Origin of the sequence: Haloplanus rubicundus, assembly GCF_003342675.1 — an archaeon.
GTDB classification, from domain to species: domain Archaea; phylum Halobacteriota; class Halobacteria; order Halobacteriales; family Haloferacaceae; genus Haloplanus; species Haloplanus rubicundus.
Genome location: NZ_CP031148.1, coordinates 2,322,134 through 2,339,851, shown reverse-complemented (window position 1 = coordinate 2,339,851; position 17,718 = coordinate 2,322,134). Strand labels below are relative to the sequence as shown.

The 17,718-nt window shown below is 68.0% G+C and carries 15 protein-coding genes; 13 read left to right on the top strand and 2 right to left on the bottom strand.

What is annotated here, in order from left to right:
• Window positions 1-13 precede the first annotated feature (13 nt).
• From DU484_RS13010 to DU484_RS12995, 4 genes are all read left to right on the top strand, one after another.
• A complete protein-coding gene (locus tag DU484_RS13010) occupies window positions 14-1,858 on the top strand; it encodes an ATP-binding protein (protein WP_114606146.1) in 1,845 nt (614 codons plus the stop codon).
• A gap of 85 nt (window positions 1,859-1,943) precedes the next feature.
• Entirely contained in the window at window positions 1,944-2,999 is a 1,056-nt protein-coding gene (locus DU484_RS13005) for a M20/M25/M40 family metallo-hydrolase (protein WP_114606795.1), read from the top strand.
• Window positions 3,000-3,140: 141 nt separating this feature from the next.
• Window positions 3,141-3,629, top strand: a complete 489-nt coding sequence (locus tag DU484_RS13000; RefSeq protein WP_114586415.1) for a 50S ribosomal protein L11 — start codon at window positions 3,141-3,143, stop codon at window positions 3,627-3,629.
• A gap of 54 nt (window positions 3,630-3,683) precedes the next feature.
• A complete protein-coding gene (locus DU484_RS12995; protein WP_114606145.1) occupies window positions 3,684-5,030 on the top strand; it encodes a lactate racemase domain-containing protein in 1,347 nt (448 codons plus the stop codon).
• A gap of 66 nt (window positions 5,031-5,096) precedes the next feature.
• On the opposite strand, the gene DU484_RS12990 is transcribed toward DU484_RS12995, so the two are convergent.
• A complete protein-coding gene (locus tag DU484_RS12990; protein ID WP_114606144.1) occupies window positions 5,097-6,191 on the bottom strand; it encodes an NADH:flavin oxidoreductase/NADH oxidase in 1,095 nt (364 codons plus the stop codon).
• 151 nt (window positions 6,192-6,342) lie between these two features.
• Here DU484_RS12990 and DU484_RS12985 point away from each other — a divergent pair, with 151 nt between their 5' ends.
• Genes DU484_RS12985 through DU484_RS12975 form a run of 3 tightly spaced genes read left to right on the top strand, consistent with a single transcriptional unit; the run spans window position 6,343 to window position 11,060 of the window.
• Complete coding sequence (locus DU484_RS12985; protein ID WP_114606143.1) at window positions 6,343-7,923, top strand: COG1361 S-layer family protein; 1,581 nt, start codon at window positions 6,343-6,345, stop codon at window positions 7,921-7,923.
• Window positions 7,924-10,257, top strand: a complete 2,334-nt coding sequence (locus DU484_RS12980; RefSeq protein ID WP_114606142.1) for an efflux RND transporter permease subunit — start codon at window positions 7,924-7,926, stop codon at window positions 10,255-10,257.
• Between the two features lie 2 nt (window positions 10,258-10,259).
• Window positions 10,260-11,060, top strand: a complete 801-nt coding sequence (locus tag DU484_RS12975; RefSeq protein WP_114606141.1) for a universal stress protein — start codon at window positions 10,260-10,262, stop codon at window positions 11,058-11,060.
• Here DU484_RS12975 and DU484_RS12970 read toward each other — a convergent pair.
• On the bottom strand, window positions 11,057-11,746 hold the full coding sequence (locus DU484_RS12970) for a TOBE domain-containing protein (protein ID WP_114606140.1): 690 nt from the start codon (window positions 11,744-11,746) through the stop codon (window positions 11,057-11,059). The genes DU484_RS12975 and DU484_RS12970 overlap by 4 nt on opposite strands.
• Before the next feature lie 150 nt (window positions 11,747-11,896).
• Between DU484_RS12970 and DU484_RS12965 the strand changes: the two genes are divergently transcribed.
• The 6 genes from DU484_RS12965 to DU484_RS12940 all read left to right on the top strand — a co-directional run bounded on the left by DU484_RS12965 (window position 11,897) and on the right by DU484_RS12940 (window position 17,600).
• A complete protein-coding gene (locus DU484_RS12965) occupies window positions 11,897-12,832 on the top strand; it encodes a substrate-binding domain-containing protein (protein ID WP_114606139.1) in 936 nt (311 codons plus the stop codon).
• 5 nt (window positions 12,833-12,837) lie between these two features.
• The gene (locus DU484_RS12960; protein WP_114606794.1) at window positions 12,838-13,554 is read left to right on the top strand and encodes an ABC transporter permease; all 717 of its coding nucleotides are present in this window, start codon (window positions 12,838-12,840) and stop codon (window positions 13,552-13,554) included.
• Entirely contained in the window at window positions 13,554-14,318 is a 765-nt protein-coding gene (locus DU484_RS12955) for an amino acid ABC transporter ATP-binding protein (RefSeq protein WP_114606138.1), read from the top strand. Before DU484_RS12960 ends, DU484_RS12955 begins: the two co-directional genes overlap by 1 nt.
• A gap of 104 nt (window positions 14,319-14,422) precedes the next feature.
• A complete protein-coding gene (locus tag DU484_RS12950) occupies window positions 14,423-15,589 on the top strand; it encodes an extracellular solute-binding protein (protein ID WP_222844848.1) in 1,167 nt (388 codons plus the stop codon).
• 53 nt (window positions 15,590-15,642) lie between these two features.
• Complete coding sequence (locus tag DU484_RS12945; RefSeq protein ID WP_114606137.1) at window positions 15,643-16,623, top strand: ABC transporter permease; 981 nt, start codon at window positions 15,643-15,645, stop codon at window positions 16,621-16,623.
• Window positions 16,620-17,600, top strand: a complete 981-nt coding sequence (locus tag DU484_RS12940) for an ABC transporter ATP-binding protein (RefSeq protein ID WP_114606136.1) — start codon at window positions 16,620-16,622, stop codon at window positions 17,598-17,600. Before DU484_RS12945 ends, DU484_RS12940 begins: the two co-directional genes overlap by 4 nt.
• The last annotated feature ends 118 nt before the right edge of the window (window positions 17,601-17,718 follow it).

Below are 17,718 nucleotides of genomic sequence, written 5' to 3'. Positions count from 1 at the left end.
CGTGGTAGCGGACATGTCCGACCTCGGCGACTTCACCGACTTCTCCTCCGACGACACCGACGGCGAGGCCGATCCGGCGTCGTCGGACGCCAACGCCGACCCCGCTGCCGACGACTTCGAACCCTACGATGTGTCGCCCGCCGGCTCCGACCGCGGCCTCGGCTCCATCTCCGTCTCGCAGGGCCTCCGGGTGTCGGAGGACGGCGACGAGACGACGCTCGAAGCCTTCGTCACCAGCGACAACCGCGAGTCGGTGCGGCTGGGGAAGTACCTCCTCGTGCCCTATCCGGACGACGAGACGCTGTTCTGTCGCATCACGGCCCTGGAGTACGCCCAGGAGTTCGAGGCCGACGACGCGACCGAGATTCACGCCCGGCGGGCGATGCGCCGAGACGACTTCGCGGAGCGGGACTACAAGTTCGTCGCGTCGCTCGACCCCGTGGCGGTTCTGTTCTCGGAGGGCGAGGCGCAAGGCGCCTCTGATAACCGGACGAAGTCCGGTGACGGCGAGGACCTGCAACGGCGGATGGTCGACCGGGTGCCCAAGCCGGGCGCGGTGGTGCGCGAGGCGAGCGACGCCGAACAGATCAAGACGGGACTGGCCATCCCGAGCGAGGGCGTCTTCGTCGGCCACCTCTCGGTGGGCGGCGAGACGGTGCGGACCGCGGCGTCGCCGCCGACCATCGACTACCGGCTGAAAGACGACTACGCGGACGGCGACCCCCTCGTCTTCCGGCACACCCTCGTCGCCGGCGGCACGGGGTCGGGGAAGACCCACGCCTCGAAGAACGTCCTCCGGCAGTACCTCGACACCGCGTATCCGATGGACGACGGGCGCGAGGTAGCGACGGCGGTGGTCCAGTTCGACCCGCAGGACGAGTACGCCCAGATGCACGACGACAACCCCGACATGGACGACGATATCGCTCGTCGACTCGACCGGGAGGGGGTCGCCCACGGCGGTCACGACGACACCATCGCGTTCGTCCCCGAAGTCGGGGGGGCGTCGTACGACGGCGCCAACCACCGCGCCGAGCAGGTGTCCTTCACCGTCCCGTTCAGCATGGTCCGGCACCGGCCGTGGCTGGTCGCGGGCGCCCGCCTCAACGACAACCAGTATCAGGCGCTCGACTACCTGCTCGACCGATTCTTCGACGACTACGGCGACGGCGGGACGTACGACGACTTCACGACGTATCTCGACGACCCGGCGCTCCGCGAGGAACTCGACGAGTCGGGGCGGGTCCACGAGGCCACCTTCGACGCCGTGCGCCGGCGAGCGCTCGGGAGCGCCTTTCGCCGGGTCTTCGACCGGGACGCCCGCCCGGTCACCGACCTGATCCACGAACTCGTCCGTCCCGGTGGGCTGACCGTGGTGCCGACGTATCACGTCAACGACTCGCGGGCGACGGAACTGGTCGTCCTCGCCGTCGCCAGCCTGCTGGTCGACGAGAAGCTGTCGAACGACCCCACCTACGACCGCATCGAGGAGACGCCGCTGATCGTGGGGATGGACGAGGCACACAACTTCCTCACCGACGCGGAGAGCGTGCAGGCGCGGAAGGTGATCACGAAGTTCACGGAGGCGGCCAAACAGGGCCGCAAGGAACGACTCGGGCTGTTCCTCATCACGCAGGACCCACAGGACGTAGCGGAGTCGGTGTTCAAGCAGGTAAACACGAAACTCGTCCTCAACCTGGGCGACGAGGACGCGATCAAGAGCGTCAACATCCCGCCGAAGCTGGAGGACAAGGTGCCGTACATGGCGAAAGGGCAGATGGTCGTCTACTCGCCCGACAACTCCGAACCGGTGGAGGTGACGGGGTTGTCGACCTGTGTGACGCGACACGGGGAGTGAGCCGACGGATCGCTAGAGGGAGCCGCCGCTCGACCCGTCGGATCGCTGGGTTCTTGCCCGCGCTCGCGTACCCGAGGGTATGACACTGGAACCGGAGCGCCGGGCGTTTCTGGACCGACTGCTGGAGACGCCGAGTCCGTCGGGCTTCGAGACCCGCGGGCAACGCGTCTGGCTCGACTACGTGAGCGAGTTCGCCGACGACGTGTGGACCGACGACTACGGCAACGCCGTCGCGGTCCACGAGGGCGGCGAGACGGAACTCGCCCTCGCCGGCCACGCCGACGAGGTGGGGTACATCGTCCGCCGGATCGACGACGACGGCTTCGTCCGCATCGGCTCGATCGGCGGCGCGGACCGGACGGTGTCGAAGGGCCAACACGTCACCGTCCACGCCGACGACCCGGTCGCGGGCGTCGTCGGGCAGACGGCGATCCACCTGCGCGAGAAAGGCGAGGAGAGCTACGACGACGTCGAGGAGCAGTACGTCGACGTGGGGGCGGCCGACGGCGAGGAGGCCGAATCGCTGGTCTCCGTCGGCGACCCCGTCACCGTCTCGACCACCGTCGAGGACCTCCACGGCTCGCGGATTTCGGCCCGCGGGATGGACAACCGGATCGGCGTCTGGGCGGCCGCCGAGGGATTGCGCCGAGCGGTCGAGTCCGACGCCGACGCGACGGTGTACGCCGTCTCGACGATTCAGGAGGAGGTGGGCCTGCAGGGCGCGCGGATGGTGGGTGCCGACCTCGCGCCCGACGCCGTCGTTGCCGTCGACGTGACCCACGCCACCGACTCGCCGGGGATTCCGGACAAGCGGCGCGGGCCGGTCGAACTCGGCGAGGGGCCGGTCGTGACCCGCGGGAGCGCCAACCATCCCGTGCTGGTCGAGATGGCGCGCGCCGCGGCCGACGACGTGAGGGTCGACGTGCAGTTGCAGGCGGCGGGGAGTCGGACCGGCACCGACGCCGACGCCTTCTTCGTCGCGGCCGGCGGCACCCCCGCGCTGAACGTCGGCCTGCCGAACCGCTACATGCACACGCCGGTCGAAGTCGTCGACGCGAACGACCTAGACGACCTGGCGACGCTGTTGGGTGCCGTGGCGGTGCGTGCGGGGTCGACGGACTCCTTCGCGGTCGACGTCTGAACCGGATTCCGGGATCGTCAGGCGGTGCGCCGGGACTCACGGACGAACCGTTCGTGACGCACTCCGAACGCCCTGTGACCGCGCGACACACCCGTGAACCGAAAGAAAACCGTTAAAAGTCGGCCGCGGGTTTGGTTCGGTATGGCTGGAACTATCGAAGTGCTCGTTCCCGGCGGCGAGGCCACCCCTGGCCCGCCGCTCGGGCCGGAACTCGGTCCGACGCCGGTCGACGTACAGGCCGTCGTACAGCAGATCAACGACGAGACCGCCGCGTTCGACGGCATGGAAGTACCGATCACCGTCGAGTACGAGGACGACGGCTCCTTCACCATCGAGGTGGGTGTCCCGCCGACGGCCGAACTCATCAAGGACGAGGCCGGCTTCGAGACGGGGAGCGGCGAGCCCCAGGAGACGTTCGTCGCCGACCTGACCGTCGAACAGGTCAAAAAGATCGCCGAGCAGAAGCAGTCGGACCTGCTCGCGTACGACCTGAAAAACGCCGCGAAGGAGGTCGTCGGCACCTGCGTCACCCTCGGCGTCACCATCGAGGGTAACGATCCCCGGCAGTTCAAAGAGCGAATCGACGACGGCGAGTACGACGACGAGTTCGCCGAAGAAGCGGCCGCGTAAGGTCGACCGACCGATCCGCGGGTTTCTTTTCCACGTCCCTGCTACGTCCTCGGTATGAGGGATTCGCTCGCCGTCCCCGAGGACACCATCCGAACGACCGTCGGCGACCTCGCCCTACCGCGGATGGGCGTCGTCGAACAGGTCTGGGAAACCGACCCCATCCCGACCGAGGAGATCGAATCGCGCGCCGCGTCGGCGACGCACGACCTCGACTTCGACCACGTCCCCGACGGCGGCGAGGTGGCCATCGGCGCCGGCAGTCGCGGCATCGCCAACCTCGGACGCATCGTCCGCGGCGTCGTCGCCGGCGTCCGCGAACAAGGGTACGAACCGTTCGTCTTCCCGGCGATGGGGAGTCACGGCGGCGCGACCGCGGAGGGACAACGCGAGAAACTGAACACCCTCGGCGTCAGCGAGGAGACGGTCGGCTGCGAGATTCGTGCGACGATGGAGGTGGAGACGGTGGGCGAGACGCCGGAACGCGGCGTTTCGGTGTACGCCGACGCCAACGCCGTCGCCGCCGACGCCATCGTGATGGTCAACCGGATCAAACCCCACACCGACTTCAGCGGCGAGGTGGAGAGCGGCCTCTCGAAGATGCTCGTCATCGGCATGGGGAAACAGAAGGGAGCGAAGATGGCCCACGACTGGGCGGTCGACTGGAGCCTCCGGAACATGCTCCCCGAAATCGCGAGCCAGTTGCTCGACTCCCTCCCCGTCGCCGGCGGCGTCGCCATCGTCGAGGACGAACACGACGACACGACGCTGCTGGAAGGCGTCCCCGCCTCGGGCTTCCTGAAACGCGAACGGGAGTTGCTGGAGATGGCCTACGATCGGATGCCGACGCTCCCGTTCGACGAACTGGACGTGCTCGTGGTCGATCGGATCGGTAAGGACGTGAGCGGGCAGGGGATGGACACCAACGTCACCGGGCGCCGACACTTCACGATCAACGAACCCGAACCCGAGTCGCCCGAGGTGAAGCGCATCTTCCTCCGCGGGATGACCGAGAAGACGAAGGGGAACGCGATGGGGATGGGACAGGCCGACTTCGTCCACCACGACATCCTCGACGGCATCGACACGTCGAAGGCGCTGATCAACGCCATCACCGCGAGCACCGTTCGCTGTGTCCGCCTGCCTCCCGTCGTCGAGAACGACCGCGCGGGACTGCTCGGCGCCCTCGGGACCGTCGGCCCCGTCGCCGGCGACGAGGCGCGCGTCCTGCGCGTGACGGACACGATGCGCCTACAGCGGGTGTACGCTTCCGCGCCCCTGATCGAGGCGGCGCGTGATCGCGACGACCTGCGGGTGGTCGCCGAACCGGACGAACTCGCCTTCGACGACGACGGGGACTTCGCCGCGCCGTCGCCCGACGGCGGGCACGATAGTAGCGATTGAAAGTCAGTTCACAGCCGATCAGACGCCGCACTGCGATCGGTTGTGCAAACAGCTTCGACCGATACTTTAGAACGCGCGGTGATACTGGGGCGGGACCTCGACGTCGTCGAGGCGGTCCAGTTGCTTGGCCGCGTGCAGCGCGAAGTAGGGATCGCGGAGGTGTTCCCGACCCACGATGGCGAGGTCACCCCGACCGTTTCTGATCAGCGCGTCGGCCTGTTCCGGCGTCGTGATGCCGCCGACGGCGCCGACGGCGATGTCCGACTCCGTCTCCGTCTTGATCCGCCGCGCGTAGCGCTCCTGATACCCCGGGCCGGTCGAGGGGATCCGCTGCTCGGGGTGGATGCCGCCGCCGCTCACGTCCATCAGGTCGACGCCGAGGGGGGCGAGGTCGTCGGCGAGGCGGATCGAGTCCTCGACGGTCCAGGAGTCGCGGTCGGGGAGCCAGTCGGTCGCGGAGATGCGCACGAACAGGGGGTCGTCGTCGGGCCACACCTCGCGGACGGTGCTCGCGATTTCGTGGAGGAGGCGCGTGCGGCCCTCGAAGCCGCCGCCGTAGGCGTCGGTCCGGTGGTTGGTCACCGGCGAGAGGAACTCGTGGAGGAGGTAGCCGTGGGCGGCGTGAATCTCGGCCACCCGAAAGCCGGCCTCGCGGGCGCGGACGGCGGCGTCCCGGAAGGCGTCGATCACGGCCGCGACGTCGTCGGCCGTCATCTCCCGTGTGGGGACCGCCCCGGCGTCGTGGGGGTAAGGCTCGGCGGAGGGGGCGATGGTCTCCCAGCCCTCGTCGCCGGTGATCGGGTCGCCGCCCTCCCACGGGCGTTTCGTCGACGCCTTGCGCCCGGCGTGGGCCAGCTGGATGGCGGGGACGCTCCCCTGGGCACGGATCGAGTCCGTGATGTCGGCGAGGGCGTCGGCGTGGTCGTCGCTCCAGATCCCGAGGTCCTGCGGCGAGATGCGGCCGCGTGGTTCGACGGCCGTCGCCTCGGTCATGACGAGGCCGGCGCCGCCGACGGCCCGACTGACGAGGTGGGTATGGTGCCAGTCCGTCGGGAGGCCGTCGCGAGCCTCACAGGAATACTGACACATCGGCGACACCATGATACGGTTCGGGAGCTCGGTCCCGCGGAGTTCGAGCGGTGTGAACAGATCGGCTGACACACCGCCTGCTTGGATATCGAGGGCGATACGCGTGTCGAAAGCGGAACCGCGGCGGCGGGTCAGTTATTCGGAAAATATCCACAATCGTTCGTGTCGAGACCGACCAGTGCGACGAGTTTATTAGTGAGTATTGTGTATATTGGGCACAACAATGAATTACGACGCACGAACGGCACTCGCGGCGCTGGTGACGCTGTTGCTGGTGTCGGCGGCCGTCGCGACGCCGGCCGCCGCGGCGCGATACAGCGAGCATCAGGAACCCGAACTGCGGACGTCGATCAGTGGGTCGAACGTCCTCGTCCCGGGCGAGACGACGACGCTTCAGGTCGGGATTCAGAACCGCGGCACCGCCGTGACGAACGCGGAAGGTGAGGTCAGCGAACTCGCCTCGGCGTTCCGGACGGCGGGCGTGACCCCCGGCGCGGCGATGGCGACGACGGCCTCGTTCGGATCGGGATCGGCCCCCGTGACCCTCCGGTCGGGCGAGCAACCCGTCGGAACCATCTCGCCCGAGGGACAGGGGACCGCAGCGCTCGAACTCGAAGTCGCCGAGAACGCCACGCCCGGCACCTACCGAATTCCCGTCACGCTCGACTACCAGTACGTACGGGCCGTGAGCGTCGACGGCGACGAGACGTTCGTCACCCGCCGTGACGTCACCCACCGCACGCACGTGACGGTCCGAATCGAACCCACGGTCAGGCTCGGCATCGAGTCCGTCAGCGGCGAGAACCTCCACGCCAAGGAGGACGGGCGCGTCGTGGTGACCGTCCGCAACGACGGCACCGAGACGGCCACCGACGCCGAACTGCTGATCGAGGGGAGCGACCAGTTGACCCCGCGAACGAACGGCCTGTCGCTCGGCACGCTCGCCCCGGGCGAGACGGCGACGGCCGCGTTCCGCGTCGGCGTGGCCGAGACGGAGTCGACGGACACCTACGCCGTCCCCTTCCGACTGCGCTACGAGGACAGCAACGGCGTGGTCCGGGAGTCACAGGTCCGCACCGGACGGGTGACCGTCGCGGACGCGCCGACCTTCGACCTCTCGGCGACGACCACCGACCTCTACGTGGACTCGACGGGCGCCGTGACGCTGTCGGTGACGAACACCGGCGACCGCCCCGTGACGAACGCCCGCGCGCTCCTGGCGCCGATGGAGCCGTTCTCGCCGCTCTCGACGAGCGCCAGCCTCGGCACGCTCGCTCCGGGCGAGACGGCGACGGCGAAGTTCAAACTCGAGGTGGCTGACCGTGCCATCGCACAGGACTACCCCCTCGAGTTCACCGTCGCCTACGAGGACGCCTACCGCGAGACGGTCGAGAGCGACCCGCTGACCGTGCCCGTCACGGTCGGTCCCGAGATGACCGTCGACACGTCGGGGTCGCCGACGGTGGCCGCCGGGTCGACCCAGACGATCGAGGTGACCGTCACCAACACCGGCGAGGGCACGATGACCGACGCCGTCGCCCGGATCAACGCGAACACGCCGTTCGAAACCGACGACGACACGGCCTACGTCGGCGAACTCGGTCCCGGCGAGTCGACGACGGTCACCTTCACCGTGAGCGTCGACGGCGCGGCGACGCCGAAGACCTACTCGCTCGATACGACCGTCAAGTACGACAACAGCTTCGGGCGAACGGTCGTCACCGACGTGGAACCGACCGCCGTCGAAGTGACCGAGAAGCGGGGTGGACTGATCGCCTCCATCCTGCAGTTCCTGGGCCTGTAAATGTCGGATCTCGGCACTCGCGTCAGGGACGGACTGGAGACGCTGGGGCGGACGAGCGCGAGCGATCCCCGACCCGTCGTCGCCGTCGTCCTCGTACTGATCGTCCTCTCGGGGGGCATCGCCGCCACCTCGCTCCAGATGAGCATGGGGATGACCCTCTACATCGACGACGACTCCGAGACGGCGGAGGAGTGGGCGGCCCTGAAAGACGACTTCGAGACGGGCAACAACGTCTTCGTCGTCGTCGAGTCCGACCAACTGTACGACCCCGAGACGATTCGGGCCATCGACCGTCTCGACCGACGCTACACGGCGCTCGACGAGACGAACCGGGTGATCAGCCTCGCGGACCTGGTGCGGGCGGGCAACGACGGCGAGATTCCGGCGACGGAGACGGGCGTCCGCCGCGCGCTGGACCGTGCCACTGCCACCAATCCCGAGATGGCGGGGCTTCGCGCGCAGGTCGTCCCCGAAGCCGGAACGACGATCATCCTCGCCGACTACGGTGACGTCGACACCTTCGACCGGGGGCGGCTGCTCCCCGAACGCGGCTCCGACATCGTCTACCGGCAGGTGCAGGAGGAGACGGCACTGGCGGCGCTCCCCCCCGGTCTGTCGGTGACGATCACCGGCCAACCGGTCTTCGAGAACGCCGCCTTCGGGCTGATGCTCCCCGAGATGATCACGCTGTTCGCGGGCGCGTTCGCGCTCATCTTCGGCGTCGTCTACCTCGTCATGCGCTCGAAAGTCGAGCGCGGCTGGCACGTCTTCCTCCCGCTCGGCACGGCGATGACCGCGCTGATCTACATGATGGGGGCGATGGGCGTCCTCGGCTACAACTTCAACGCCATCATGCTCGGCGTCATGCCCATCGCCCTCGGCTTGGGCATCGACTACGGCCTGCAGATTCAGACGCGCTATCTCGAAGAGCGGGCGAGCGACCGCTCGCCCGTCGAGGCGGCGGGGCTGGCGACGCGGACGACGGGCCGGGCGCTCCTCATCGCGATGGGCACCACCGTCGTCGGCCTCGGATCGCTGCTCGTCTCCCAAGTTCCGCCGGTCCAGCAGTTCGGCGTCACGAGCGCCGTGAGCGTCTTCGCGAGCATGGTCCTCTCGGTGACGCTGCTGCCCGCCCTGCTGGTTCGGTTCGACGCCGGTGCGGGTGCGGACGCGAGCGGGGAGTCGGACGAGGACCGCCTCGAAGCCCTGACCGGACTGTTGACCCGCCGCGTGACCGCGGGGAAGCCGCTGGTGACGCTGCTGATCGCCTTCCTGTTGGTGTCGGGGGGCGCCTACGCCTACCCGCAGGTCGAACCCCGCCAGCAGATGATGGACTTCTGGCCCCAGAACCTCGACGCCAAGGAGGACTTGGAGCGGCTGGAGGACACCGTCGAAGGCTCGAAGGTCATCTACGTCGTCGTCGAAACCGACCAAGCGTACACCCCCGAGACGTTCCGGGAGGTGGCCACCTACCAGCGACTCATGTTGGAGAATCCGAACGTGAACGCGGTGTCGAGTCCAGTGACCGCGGTAGGGATGCAGAACGGCGGGTCGATCCCCGAGACGCAGTACGCTCTCGACGCGAGTCTTCGAGCGGCGCGCGACGACGGACCGACGGCGATCCGTGATCCCTCGGAGCACCCCAGCAAACTCCTGCTCACCTTCTACGTCGACGACGTGGAGGGCGAGCCGGTCCGGACGCTCATCGACGAGTTCGAGGGCAACGCCGACTACACGCTGACGACGGCCGACGAGGTGCGGGTGACGGGCAAGCCCGTCCTCAACCGCAACGTCATCGAGAACGTCACCGCCGGGCTGACGCCGATGACGTTGCTGAGCTTCGCGCTCGGCTTCGCCTTCCTCGCCATCGCCTTCCGGTCGGTGAAGATTTCGGCGGTCCTGATCGCCGCCGTCGCCGGCAGCGCCGCCCTGCTGGTGACCGGCGCGATGTATCTGGTCGGCATCCCGTGGAACCCCCTGACGATCACGATGTCGTCGCTGACGCTCGGCATCGGCATCGACTACGGGGTCCACGTCTTCGAGCGGTTCGAGTACGAGGTGGCCGAACGGGGGCAGTCCCGCCTCGACGCCGCGACGACGGCGGTGGCGAAGCTCTCCCGGCCGGTGATCGGGTCGAGTTTCACCACCATCTTCGGCTTCGGCGTCCTCACCGTCTCGCAGTTCCCGGTGCTCGCGAACTTCGGCGTGACGACCGTCTTCGCCATCGCGCTGTCGCTTATCGCGGCGTTCGGCATCCTGCCGGCGGCGCTGGTGACGGTGCGGTTGATCGAGCGCCACGAGTCGACCCCGACCGCCGACGTGGCGGGGAGCTAATCATGTACGACTCCATCCTGATCCCGACCGACGGCAGCGACGCCGCGAGCACTGCCGCGCGCTACGGGCTGGCGCTCGCCGAGCGATTCGACGCGACCGTTCACGTCCTCTCTATCGTCGACCCCGACCGCTTCGTCACCGACGCGGTGGGCGACGTGGACGATTTGATCCGCCGTCAGGAGAAGCGCCTCCACGAGCGAGCCCGGGCCGACGTCGACCGGGTCGCGGCGGAGAGTCCCGTCCCCGTCGAGACACACGTCGTCGAGGGGCGCCCGTCGGCGGTCCTCGCCTCGGCCATCGACGACTACGACACGGACCTCGTGGCGATGGGGACCCACGGCCGCTCGGGCGTCGACCGCTACCTGTTCGGTAGCCTCGCAGAGCGGACCCTCCGTACCGCCCACGTCCCCGTCCTGACGGTCCGCGAAGTCGAGAGCGACGCGACGGTCGACGAGATCCTGATCGCGACGGACGGGAGCGACGGGGCCGAGCGCGCGAGCGCACACGCCGTCGCCATCGCGGCGGCGAGCGGTGCTCGCCTCCACGTCCTGACCGTCGGCGACGACGACGCCCCCGCTCGATCCCTCGCGGCGCGTGCCCGCGAGGCCGGCGTCGACGCCACCGTCGCCGTTCGGACGGGGCGTCCACACGAGGCGATCCTGGACTACGCCGACGAAGCGGGGGTGGACCTGGTGACGCTCGGAAGTCACGGCCGGACGGGCGTGGAGCGTGTCCTCCTCGGAAGCGTCGCCGAACGCGTCCTGCGGGCGGCGACGACGCCCGTGCTGGTCGTCGGCCCCTAGGCGCTCGGGACGCCCCGCGTCGCCGTGGCCTTGAACGAGGCGACCACTGGCGTCCCGCGGTGGAGGTTCAGTCGCTCGACGCTCTCGGTCGTGACGAGCGCCGACAGTTCGACTTCGCCACCCACGTCGACGGTCACCAGCGCGACCGTTTCGCCGGCGTCGATGGTGAGCACCGTTCCCTGGAGACGGTTGCGGGCGCTGGTGCGGTCCGCGTCGGGCGACCGCGACGGCGACTGGAGCGTGACCGCGTCCGCTCGCAGAGTGAGACGCACCTCGTCGCCGTTCGGCGGGACGAGCGCCCGCACTGTCCCGGCCGCCGTCTCGACGGTCGCGAGTTCCCCCTCCCGCTCGACGACCCGCCCGGCGAGCACCGTCTCGGCCGTCTCGGCGACGCCGCCGAACTCCGCGCGCAGCCGGTCGTAGCGCGACAGAAGGGACCGGGCATCGTCGGTCAACCGACTCCCGCCGCCCCCCGACCCACCGCGTTTGCGTTCGACGAGGTCGCCGAACGCGCCCTCCAACTCGACGATCCGCTGTTGGGCCCGGGAGTAGGACCGACCGAGCGCCGTCGCGGCGGCGTTGATGGACCCGTGGTCGTCGATAGCCCGTAACAGTTCCACGTCGCGCGCGGCGAGTGCCACGTCGCCGTGCCCGATTCGGGCGTCGAACTCCGTCGAGAACTCCATGGACCTGATTGAGAGGCCGATATGAAAGACTTTGCCGCGGCTGTGGGGACGACGCGAAACGTCGAACGATTGCGTTACGAAAACGATACTAATTATTCAATGCGATAATAACCGAAAACTACATTATCGACATTTTCCAACATTGTTTCCATGTCGATACAACGGCGGCAGTTCATCGCGGCACTCGGTGGGGGAGCGCTCGCAGGCATCGCCGGGTGTTCCGGAACCGGTGGCGGGGGACAGAGCGAGGGGGGCAGTAGCGCCGGCGTCGCCGGCGAGACCCTCACGCTGACGACGACGACGAGCACCTACGATACGGGACTGCTCGACGAGATTCACCCCGACTTCGAGGAGATGTACGGCGTGACCGTCGACGCGGTGGCCCAGGGGACCGGCGCGGCGCTGGAATCCGCCCGGAACGGCGACTCCGACGTGGTGATGGTCCACGCCCGCGGGCTGGAAGACGAGTTCATGCGCAACGGTTACGGGATCAACCGCCGCGACCTCATGTTCAACGACTTCGTGATTGTCGGCCCGGAGAGCGATCCGGCCGGCGTTCAGGGTATGAGCTCCGCGACGGAGGCGCTCACGACCATCGCGGAGGCGGAGGCGACGTTCGTCTCCCGCGGCGACAACTCGGGAACCCACACCAAGGAGCTGAACCTCTGGGAGGCGGCCGGGACGGACCCGGGCGGCGACTGGTACCAGGAGACCGGGACCGGCATGGGCGAGGCGCTAAACGTCGCCAACCAGCAGGGCGCCTACACGCTCTCGGACCGCGGAACCTTCATCTCCCAGCGCTCGGAGATCGATCTGGTCATCCTCGTGCAGGGTCCCATCGGGGGCGGGCCGGAGATTCTCGCCAACCCGTACGGCATCATGGCGGTCAACCCCGGCGTTCACGACAACGCCAACTACGACCTCGCGATGGCCTACATCGGCTGGATCACCAGCCCCGGCGCACAGGACGCCATCTCGAACTACCAGATGAACGGCGAGCAGCTGTTCTTCCCGGAAGCGGTCTCGGAGAACCCCGACTTCCAGCAGTACGTTCCGGAAGGCTGGAGTAGCGACTCCTCCGAGTAGTGACCGTGCCACTCGAACCGGTCGCACAGCTGCTTCCGGTCGTCGTCGACTCCCCGTTTCGCGAGGGCTACGTCCGGAGCATCATCTACGTCTCGCTGTACGTCAGCGTCATCGCGGTGACGCTCAGCACGCTGTTCAGCCTCCCGGTCGCCATGGTGATGGGCTTTACCGACTTTCGGGGCAAGCAGTTCGTGAAGTCGGTGATCAACACCGGGATGGGCTTTCCGAGCGTCGTTGTCGGGCTGGTCGTCCTCTTTGCCGTGTCGAATCAGGGACCGTTGGGACCACTCGAACTCATCTTCACCAAGGAAGCGATGATCATGTCACAGTTCGTCCTCGCGACGCCGCCGATCACGGCCATCAGCCTCGCGGCTATCACGGGCGTGAACGAGAACGTCCGCGACGCGGCCCACGTCCTCGGCGGGACGAAACTCGACGTCGCGCTGGTCGTCATCAAGGAGGCCCGCTACGGCATCGCCACGGCGGTCCTCGCCGGCTTCGGCCGCGCCATCAGCGAGGTTGGGTCCGTCCTCATCGTCGGTGGCAACATCGTCAGTTCCAGCGGTATCTCGAGTACGCGGACGCTGACGACGGCCATCCAGCTGGAGGCGCGACAGGGACAGTACGACACGGCGATGGTGCTCGGGGCGGTCCTGCTCGCCATCGTGTTGACGGTCAACGCCATCGTCGTCCGCCTCGGCGACGAGGGGGTGATGCAGTGATGGTCCGGCTCTCGAACGTCTCCCACGCCTTCGGCGACGAGACGGTGGTCGATGGCCTCTCGCTCTCGATCGATCCCGGCGAGGTGGTCGCGATCATCGGCCCGTCGGGGGTCGGCAAGACGACCGTCCTCCGCGTCCTCGCCCTGTTCCTCGAACCGACCGAGGGCGCCGTCACGCTCGACGGGCAAAACGTGTGGTCGCTCTCCGAGGAGACGCGACTGGAACTTCGCCGCCGGATCGGCATGGTGTTTCAGGAGGCGAGCCTGTTCGACGCCACGGTCGAGCGAAACGTCGAGTACGGCCTCCGGGTGCGCCAGCCCTGGGGCGACCGACTCCGCGAGGAACTGTGGTCGGTCCTGGGGTCGAACGGGACGCCCGAGGCGGTCACGGAGGCACTCGAACTCGTGGGGTTGAGCGACAAACTCGGCCAGGAAGCCCGCTCGCTGTCCGGCGGCGAGGCTCAACGTGTTTCCTTCGCACGGGCGCTCGCGTACGACCCCGACTATCTCTTCCTCGACGAACCGACCTCCGACCTCGACCCGCGGAACACGGACCTCATCGAGGACGCGGTCCTCGAAGCCCGTGATCGGGGTATCGGCGTCGGCATCGCCACCCACGACATGCACCAGGCCGAACGCATCGCGGATCGGGTCGCCGTCCTCCTGGGGAACGGCATCGCGGAGTTCGGTCCGGCCGAGCAGGTGTTCGAGAATCCGACCGACGAACGGACTGCGAAGTTCGTCTCCGGCGAACTGGTGTACTGATCGGTCGCAGCGTCCAGTTCCTGCATCACCGTCCCCGTGAGTCGTTCGACCCGAGGAATCCAAAGACATTATGTCCCATAAATAATAACGCCGTTATGCTACCCATGACACAACGAGAGGAGGCGCCAGACTGGCTGCAGACACAGAAGGAACACTGGAAGCAGGTCGTTCGGGGACGCTCGCGGCGCGACGTGCTGAAGGGGCTCGGTGCGGCCGGAATGGCGGGACTCGCGGGTTGTTCCGGCGGTGGCGGTGGCGGTGGCGGAAGCGATCCGACGGCCACCGCGACGGCGACGGAGGAGTCGATGGACTCCGGTGGCGACCCGACGGCGACGGACACGGCGACCAGCACCCCCGCCGAGGTCAGCGGTTCGATGACCATCTTCCACGCCGGCAGCCTCGCGGCGGCGTTCAGCGAGGCCGAACCGACGTTCGAGGAGGAGTACGGTGTCGACGTGAACCGCGAGCCGAAGGGGTCGGTCGCCTCGACCCAGAAGATCACCCAGCAGGGCCGTCGGGCGTCCGTGCTCGGCACCTCCGACTTCCGGCTCATCCGCGACCGGATCGTCCCCGACTACGGCGACTGGTACAGCATCTTCACGACGAACTCGATGTCGATCCAGTACCGCGAGGACTCGCCGGGCGCGGACGAAATTTCGAAGGACAACTGGTGGGAGGTTCTCTCGCGCGACGACGTGACCATCGGTCACTCCGACCCCGCGGTCGACCCCGGTGGCTACCGTGCGGTCATGACCCAGCAACTCGGCGCCGAGGAGTTCGACGGCTCGTCGCTCTACGACCAGTCCACCTACGAGAAGCTCCGCGAGAACTCCACCGTGCCGACGGGAACGGAGACGAAGCTCAAGGGACAGCTGGAGTCCGGCGCTCTCGACTACGCGTTCTACTACCAGTCCATCTCCAGTACGGCCGATATGCCCTACATCGACCTCCAGCCCGAGGTCGACCTCTCGCAGGCGACGAGCAAGTACGCCAAACACTACGCGAAGGCGGAAGTCGAAACCGACAGCGGGACGTTCACCGGCGCGCCCATCGCGTACGGCATGACCGTCCCGAACGTCGCGCCCAACCCCGAGGCGGGCGCCGCGTGGATCGAGTACTTCGCGACCGACGAGGGTCGGTCCGTCCTCGAGGATCTGGGTCTCGTCCCGGTCGAACCCATCGTGGTCCCTCAGAGCGGGCAGGACGCCGTTCCGGACCGCGTGATGGACGTCGCCTCCGCTCAGAGTAACCTCGGCCCGCTCGAACTGTAACGGGGCACTCCGCTCCGACACAGCTATGTTTCTGAATGGGAATAACGATAGCAATGGCTACGAGCACTGAGACACGATTCTCGCTGGACGGGGCCGGACGGGTATCGCTGGCCGTGGCGTTCGTCGCGATACAGGGACTCGCCTTCGCGGGCGCGTACACCATCGGGCGACCGACGTGGTACGCCTTCTTCATGATCGGGAGCACTGCGGTCACGGCGTACGTACTCCGGGGCGACACCTTCGTCGTCGCCACCGCGACGATGGGGAGCATCCTGATGGTCGCGCTCGGGCTCCCGCTGTTCATGTTCGTCGCCCGCCAGCAGCCGTCCATCGTCGTCGAGAAGGCGCTCAGCTCCGACGTGCACCGGATGCTCTATCTCGGTGTCTACGGCCCGCTACTGGCGGCCATCGTCAGCCTGGCGTTCGGCGTGCCGCTCGCGCACCTGTTCTCGGAGGGGTTCGCCGGCCAACAGTTGGTTGAGAGCCTCGTCGACCTGCCGCTGGTCGTCCCCCACAGCGTCGCGGGCATCCTCATCCTCTTCGGCTTCGGACAGGGCGGCGCGTTCCCGAACGTCACCGTCCTCGGGAGCATGATCGGGATGGTCCTCGCGATGACGTTCGTGAGCGCACCCTACGCCGTCAACGCCACGCGCGAGGCGTTCGAATCGATCGACGACCGCCTCGAATACGCCTCGCGGATCCACGGCGCGAGTCGGTGGAACACGTTCCGTCGGGTGACCGCTCCCCTCGCGATTCGGGGGATGGTCACCGGCGGCGTCCTCGCGTGGGCACGCGCCGTCTCCGAGTTCGGCGCCGTCGCCGTCGTCGCCTACTCCGTCTCCTTCTTCTATCCCCCCGCCGGCGGCGAGGTGACGACACAGCACGCGCCCGTGTTCGTCTACGGGACGTACCTGCAGGGCGGACTCGCCGAAAGCGGTGCCGTCGCGTTCATCTTGCTCGGCGTCTCGGCGCTCATCTTCCTGCTCATCCGGTATCTGACGAGCGACAGCGCCACGACTGGAGGGGTCGTATGAGCCTCCGCGCCGACGTGACGGCGACGTTCACCGCCGACGGAGCGGAGTCGTTCCACGTCGACGCCGAAATCGAGGTCGAACGGGGCGAGAGCCTCGTGATCCTCGGTCCCAGCGGGAGCGGAAAGACGCTCTTTCTCGAAACGATTGCTGGCTTTCACTCCCACGATGGCCCGGTCACCCTCGACGGGGAACGGGTAAGCGACACTCCGCCGGAGAAGCGCGACTTCGGGTTCGTCTTCCAGGATTACGCGCTCTTCCCGCACATGACCGTCCGGGAGAACGTCGACTTCGGGAGCCGCTATCACGACGACACCCGCGACGGCGGCGAGTTGCTGGCGGAGCTCGGCGTCGACGACCTGACCGACCGCTACCCGCCGACCCTCTCCGGGGGCGAACAACAGCGCGTCGCGTTGGCGCGGGCGCTCGCGGTCCGTCCCGAGGTGATGCTGCTCGACGAACCGCTCGCGGCGCTGGACGTGCCGACCCGACAGTCGCTCCGTGACGACCTCGCGGACGTACTGGCGGACGCGACGGCGGTGTACGTGACCCACAACCGGACCACCGCCCGCGCCCTCGCCGACCGTATCGCCGTGATGAACGACGGGCAGGTCGTCCAGAGCGGCACGCCCGAGGAGATTTTCCACCGCCCGAACTCGCCAATGGTCGCCCGATTCACGGGGTCGAACGTGATCGACCTCGACGACGCACCCTCGATCCGCTCGGCGCTCGACGTGTCGGGCGACGACGTGGTGGCCCTCCGTCCCGAGGCAGTCGAGTTCGGTTCCGAGGGCGACGTGCGCGCCACGGTCGAACGCGTCGTCCGCGAGGACGCCAGTCACCGCGTGACGTTCGCCGTCGACGATGTCGACATCGACGCGTTCGCGGAAGACGCCCCGGCCGTTGGCGACGAGGTGTGGCTGACGCTGTCCGACGACGGGGTTCACGTCTGTCGGCCGACCGCGACGTCCGCTCCCTGAGTGGGGACTCGTCCCACGAAACGCCCGTCTTCGGCGGCGTCGCCGCCGATGCTTCGACGGACTTAAGTCCAACTTCCTCCACCTTCCGATGAGACAGGCCCACGCCTGTTTCACTGAC

Coding starts and splice junctions, on each gene's coding strand:
- DU484_RS13010 (WP_114606146.1), top strand. CDS start 14: ATGTCCGACCTCGGCGACTTCACCGACTTCTCCTCCGACGACACCGAC.
- DU484_RS13000 (WP_114586415.1), top strand. CDS start 3,141: ATGGCTGGAACTATCGAAGTGCTCGTTCCCGGCGGCGAGGCCACCCCT.
- DU484_RS12995 (WP_114606145.1), top strand. CDS start 3,684: ATGAGGGATTCGCTCGCCGTCCCCGAGGACACCATCCGAACGACCGTC.
- DU484_RS12985 (WP_114606143.1), top strand. CDS start 6,343: ATGAATTACGACGCACGAACGGCACTCGCGGCGCTGGTGACGCTGTTG.
- DU484_RS12980 (WP_114606142.1), top strand. CDS start 7,924: ATGTCGGATCTCGGCACTCGCGTCAGGGACGGACTGGAGACGCTGGGG.
- DU484_RS12975 (WP_114606141.1), top strand. CDS start 10,260: ATGTACGACTCCATCCTGATCCCGACCGACGGCAGCGACGCCGCGAGC.
- DU484_RS12970 (WP_114606140.1), bottom strand. CDS start 11,746: ATGGAGTTCTCGACGGAGTTCGACGCCCGAATCGGGCACGGCGACGTG.
- DU484_RS12965 (WP_114606139.1), top strand. CDS start 11,897: ATGTCGATACAACGGCGGCAGTTCATCGCGGCACTCGGTGGGGGAGCG.
- DU484_RS12955 (WP_114606138.1), top strand. CDS start 13,554: ATGGTCCGGCTCTCGAACGTCTCCCACGCCTTCGGCGACGAGACGGTG.
- DU484_RS12950 (WP_222844848.1), top strand. CDS start 14,423: ATGACACAACGAGAGGAGGCGCCAGACTGGCTGCAGACACAGAAGGAA.
- DU484_RS12945 (WP_114606137.1), top strand. CDS start 15,643: ATGGCTACGAGCACTGAGACACGATTCTCGCTGGACGGGGCCGGACGG.
- DU484_RS12940 (WP_114606136.1), top strand. CDS start 16,620: ATGAGCCTCCGCGCCGACGTGACGGCGACGTTCACCGCCGACGGAGCG.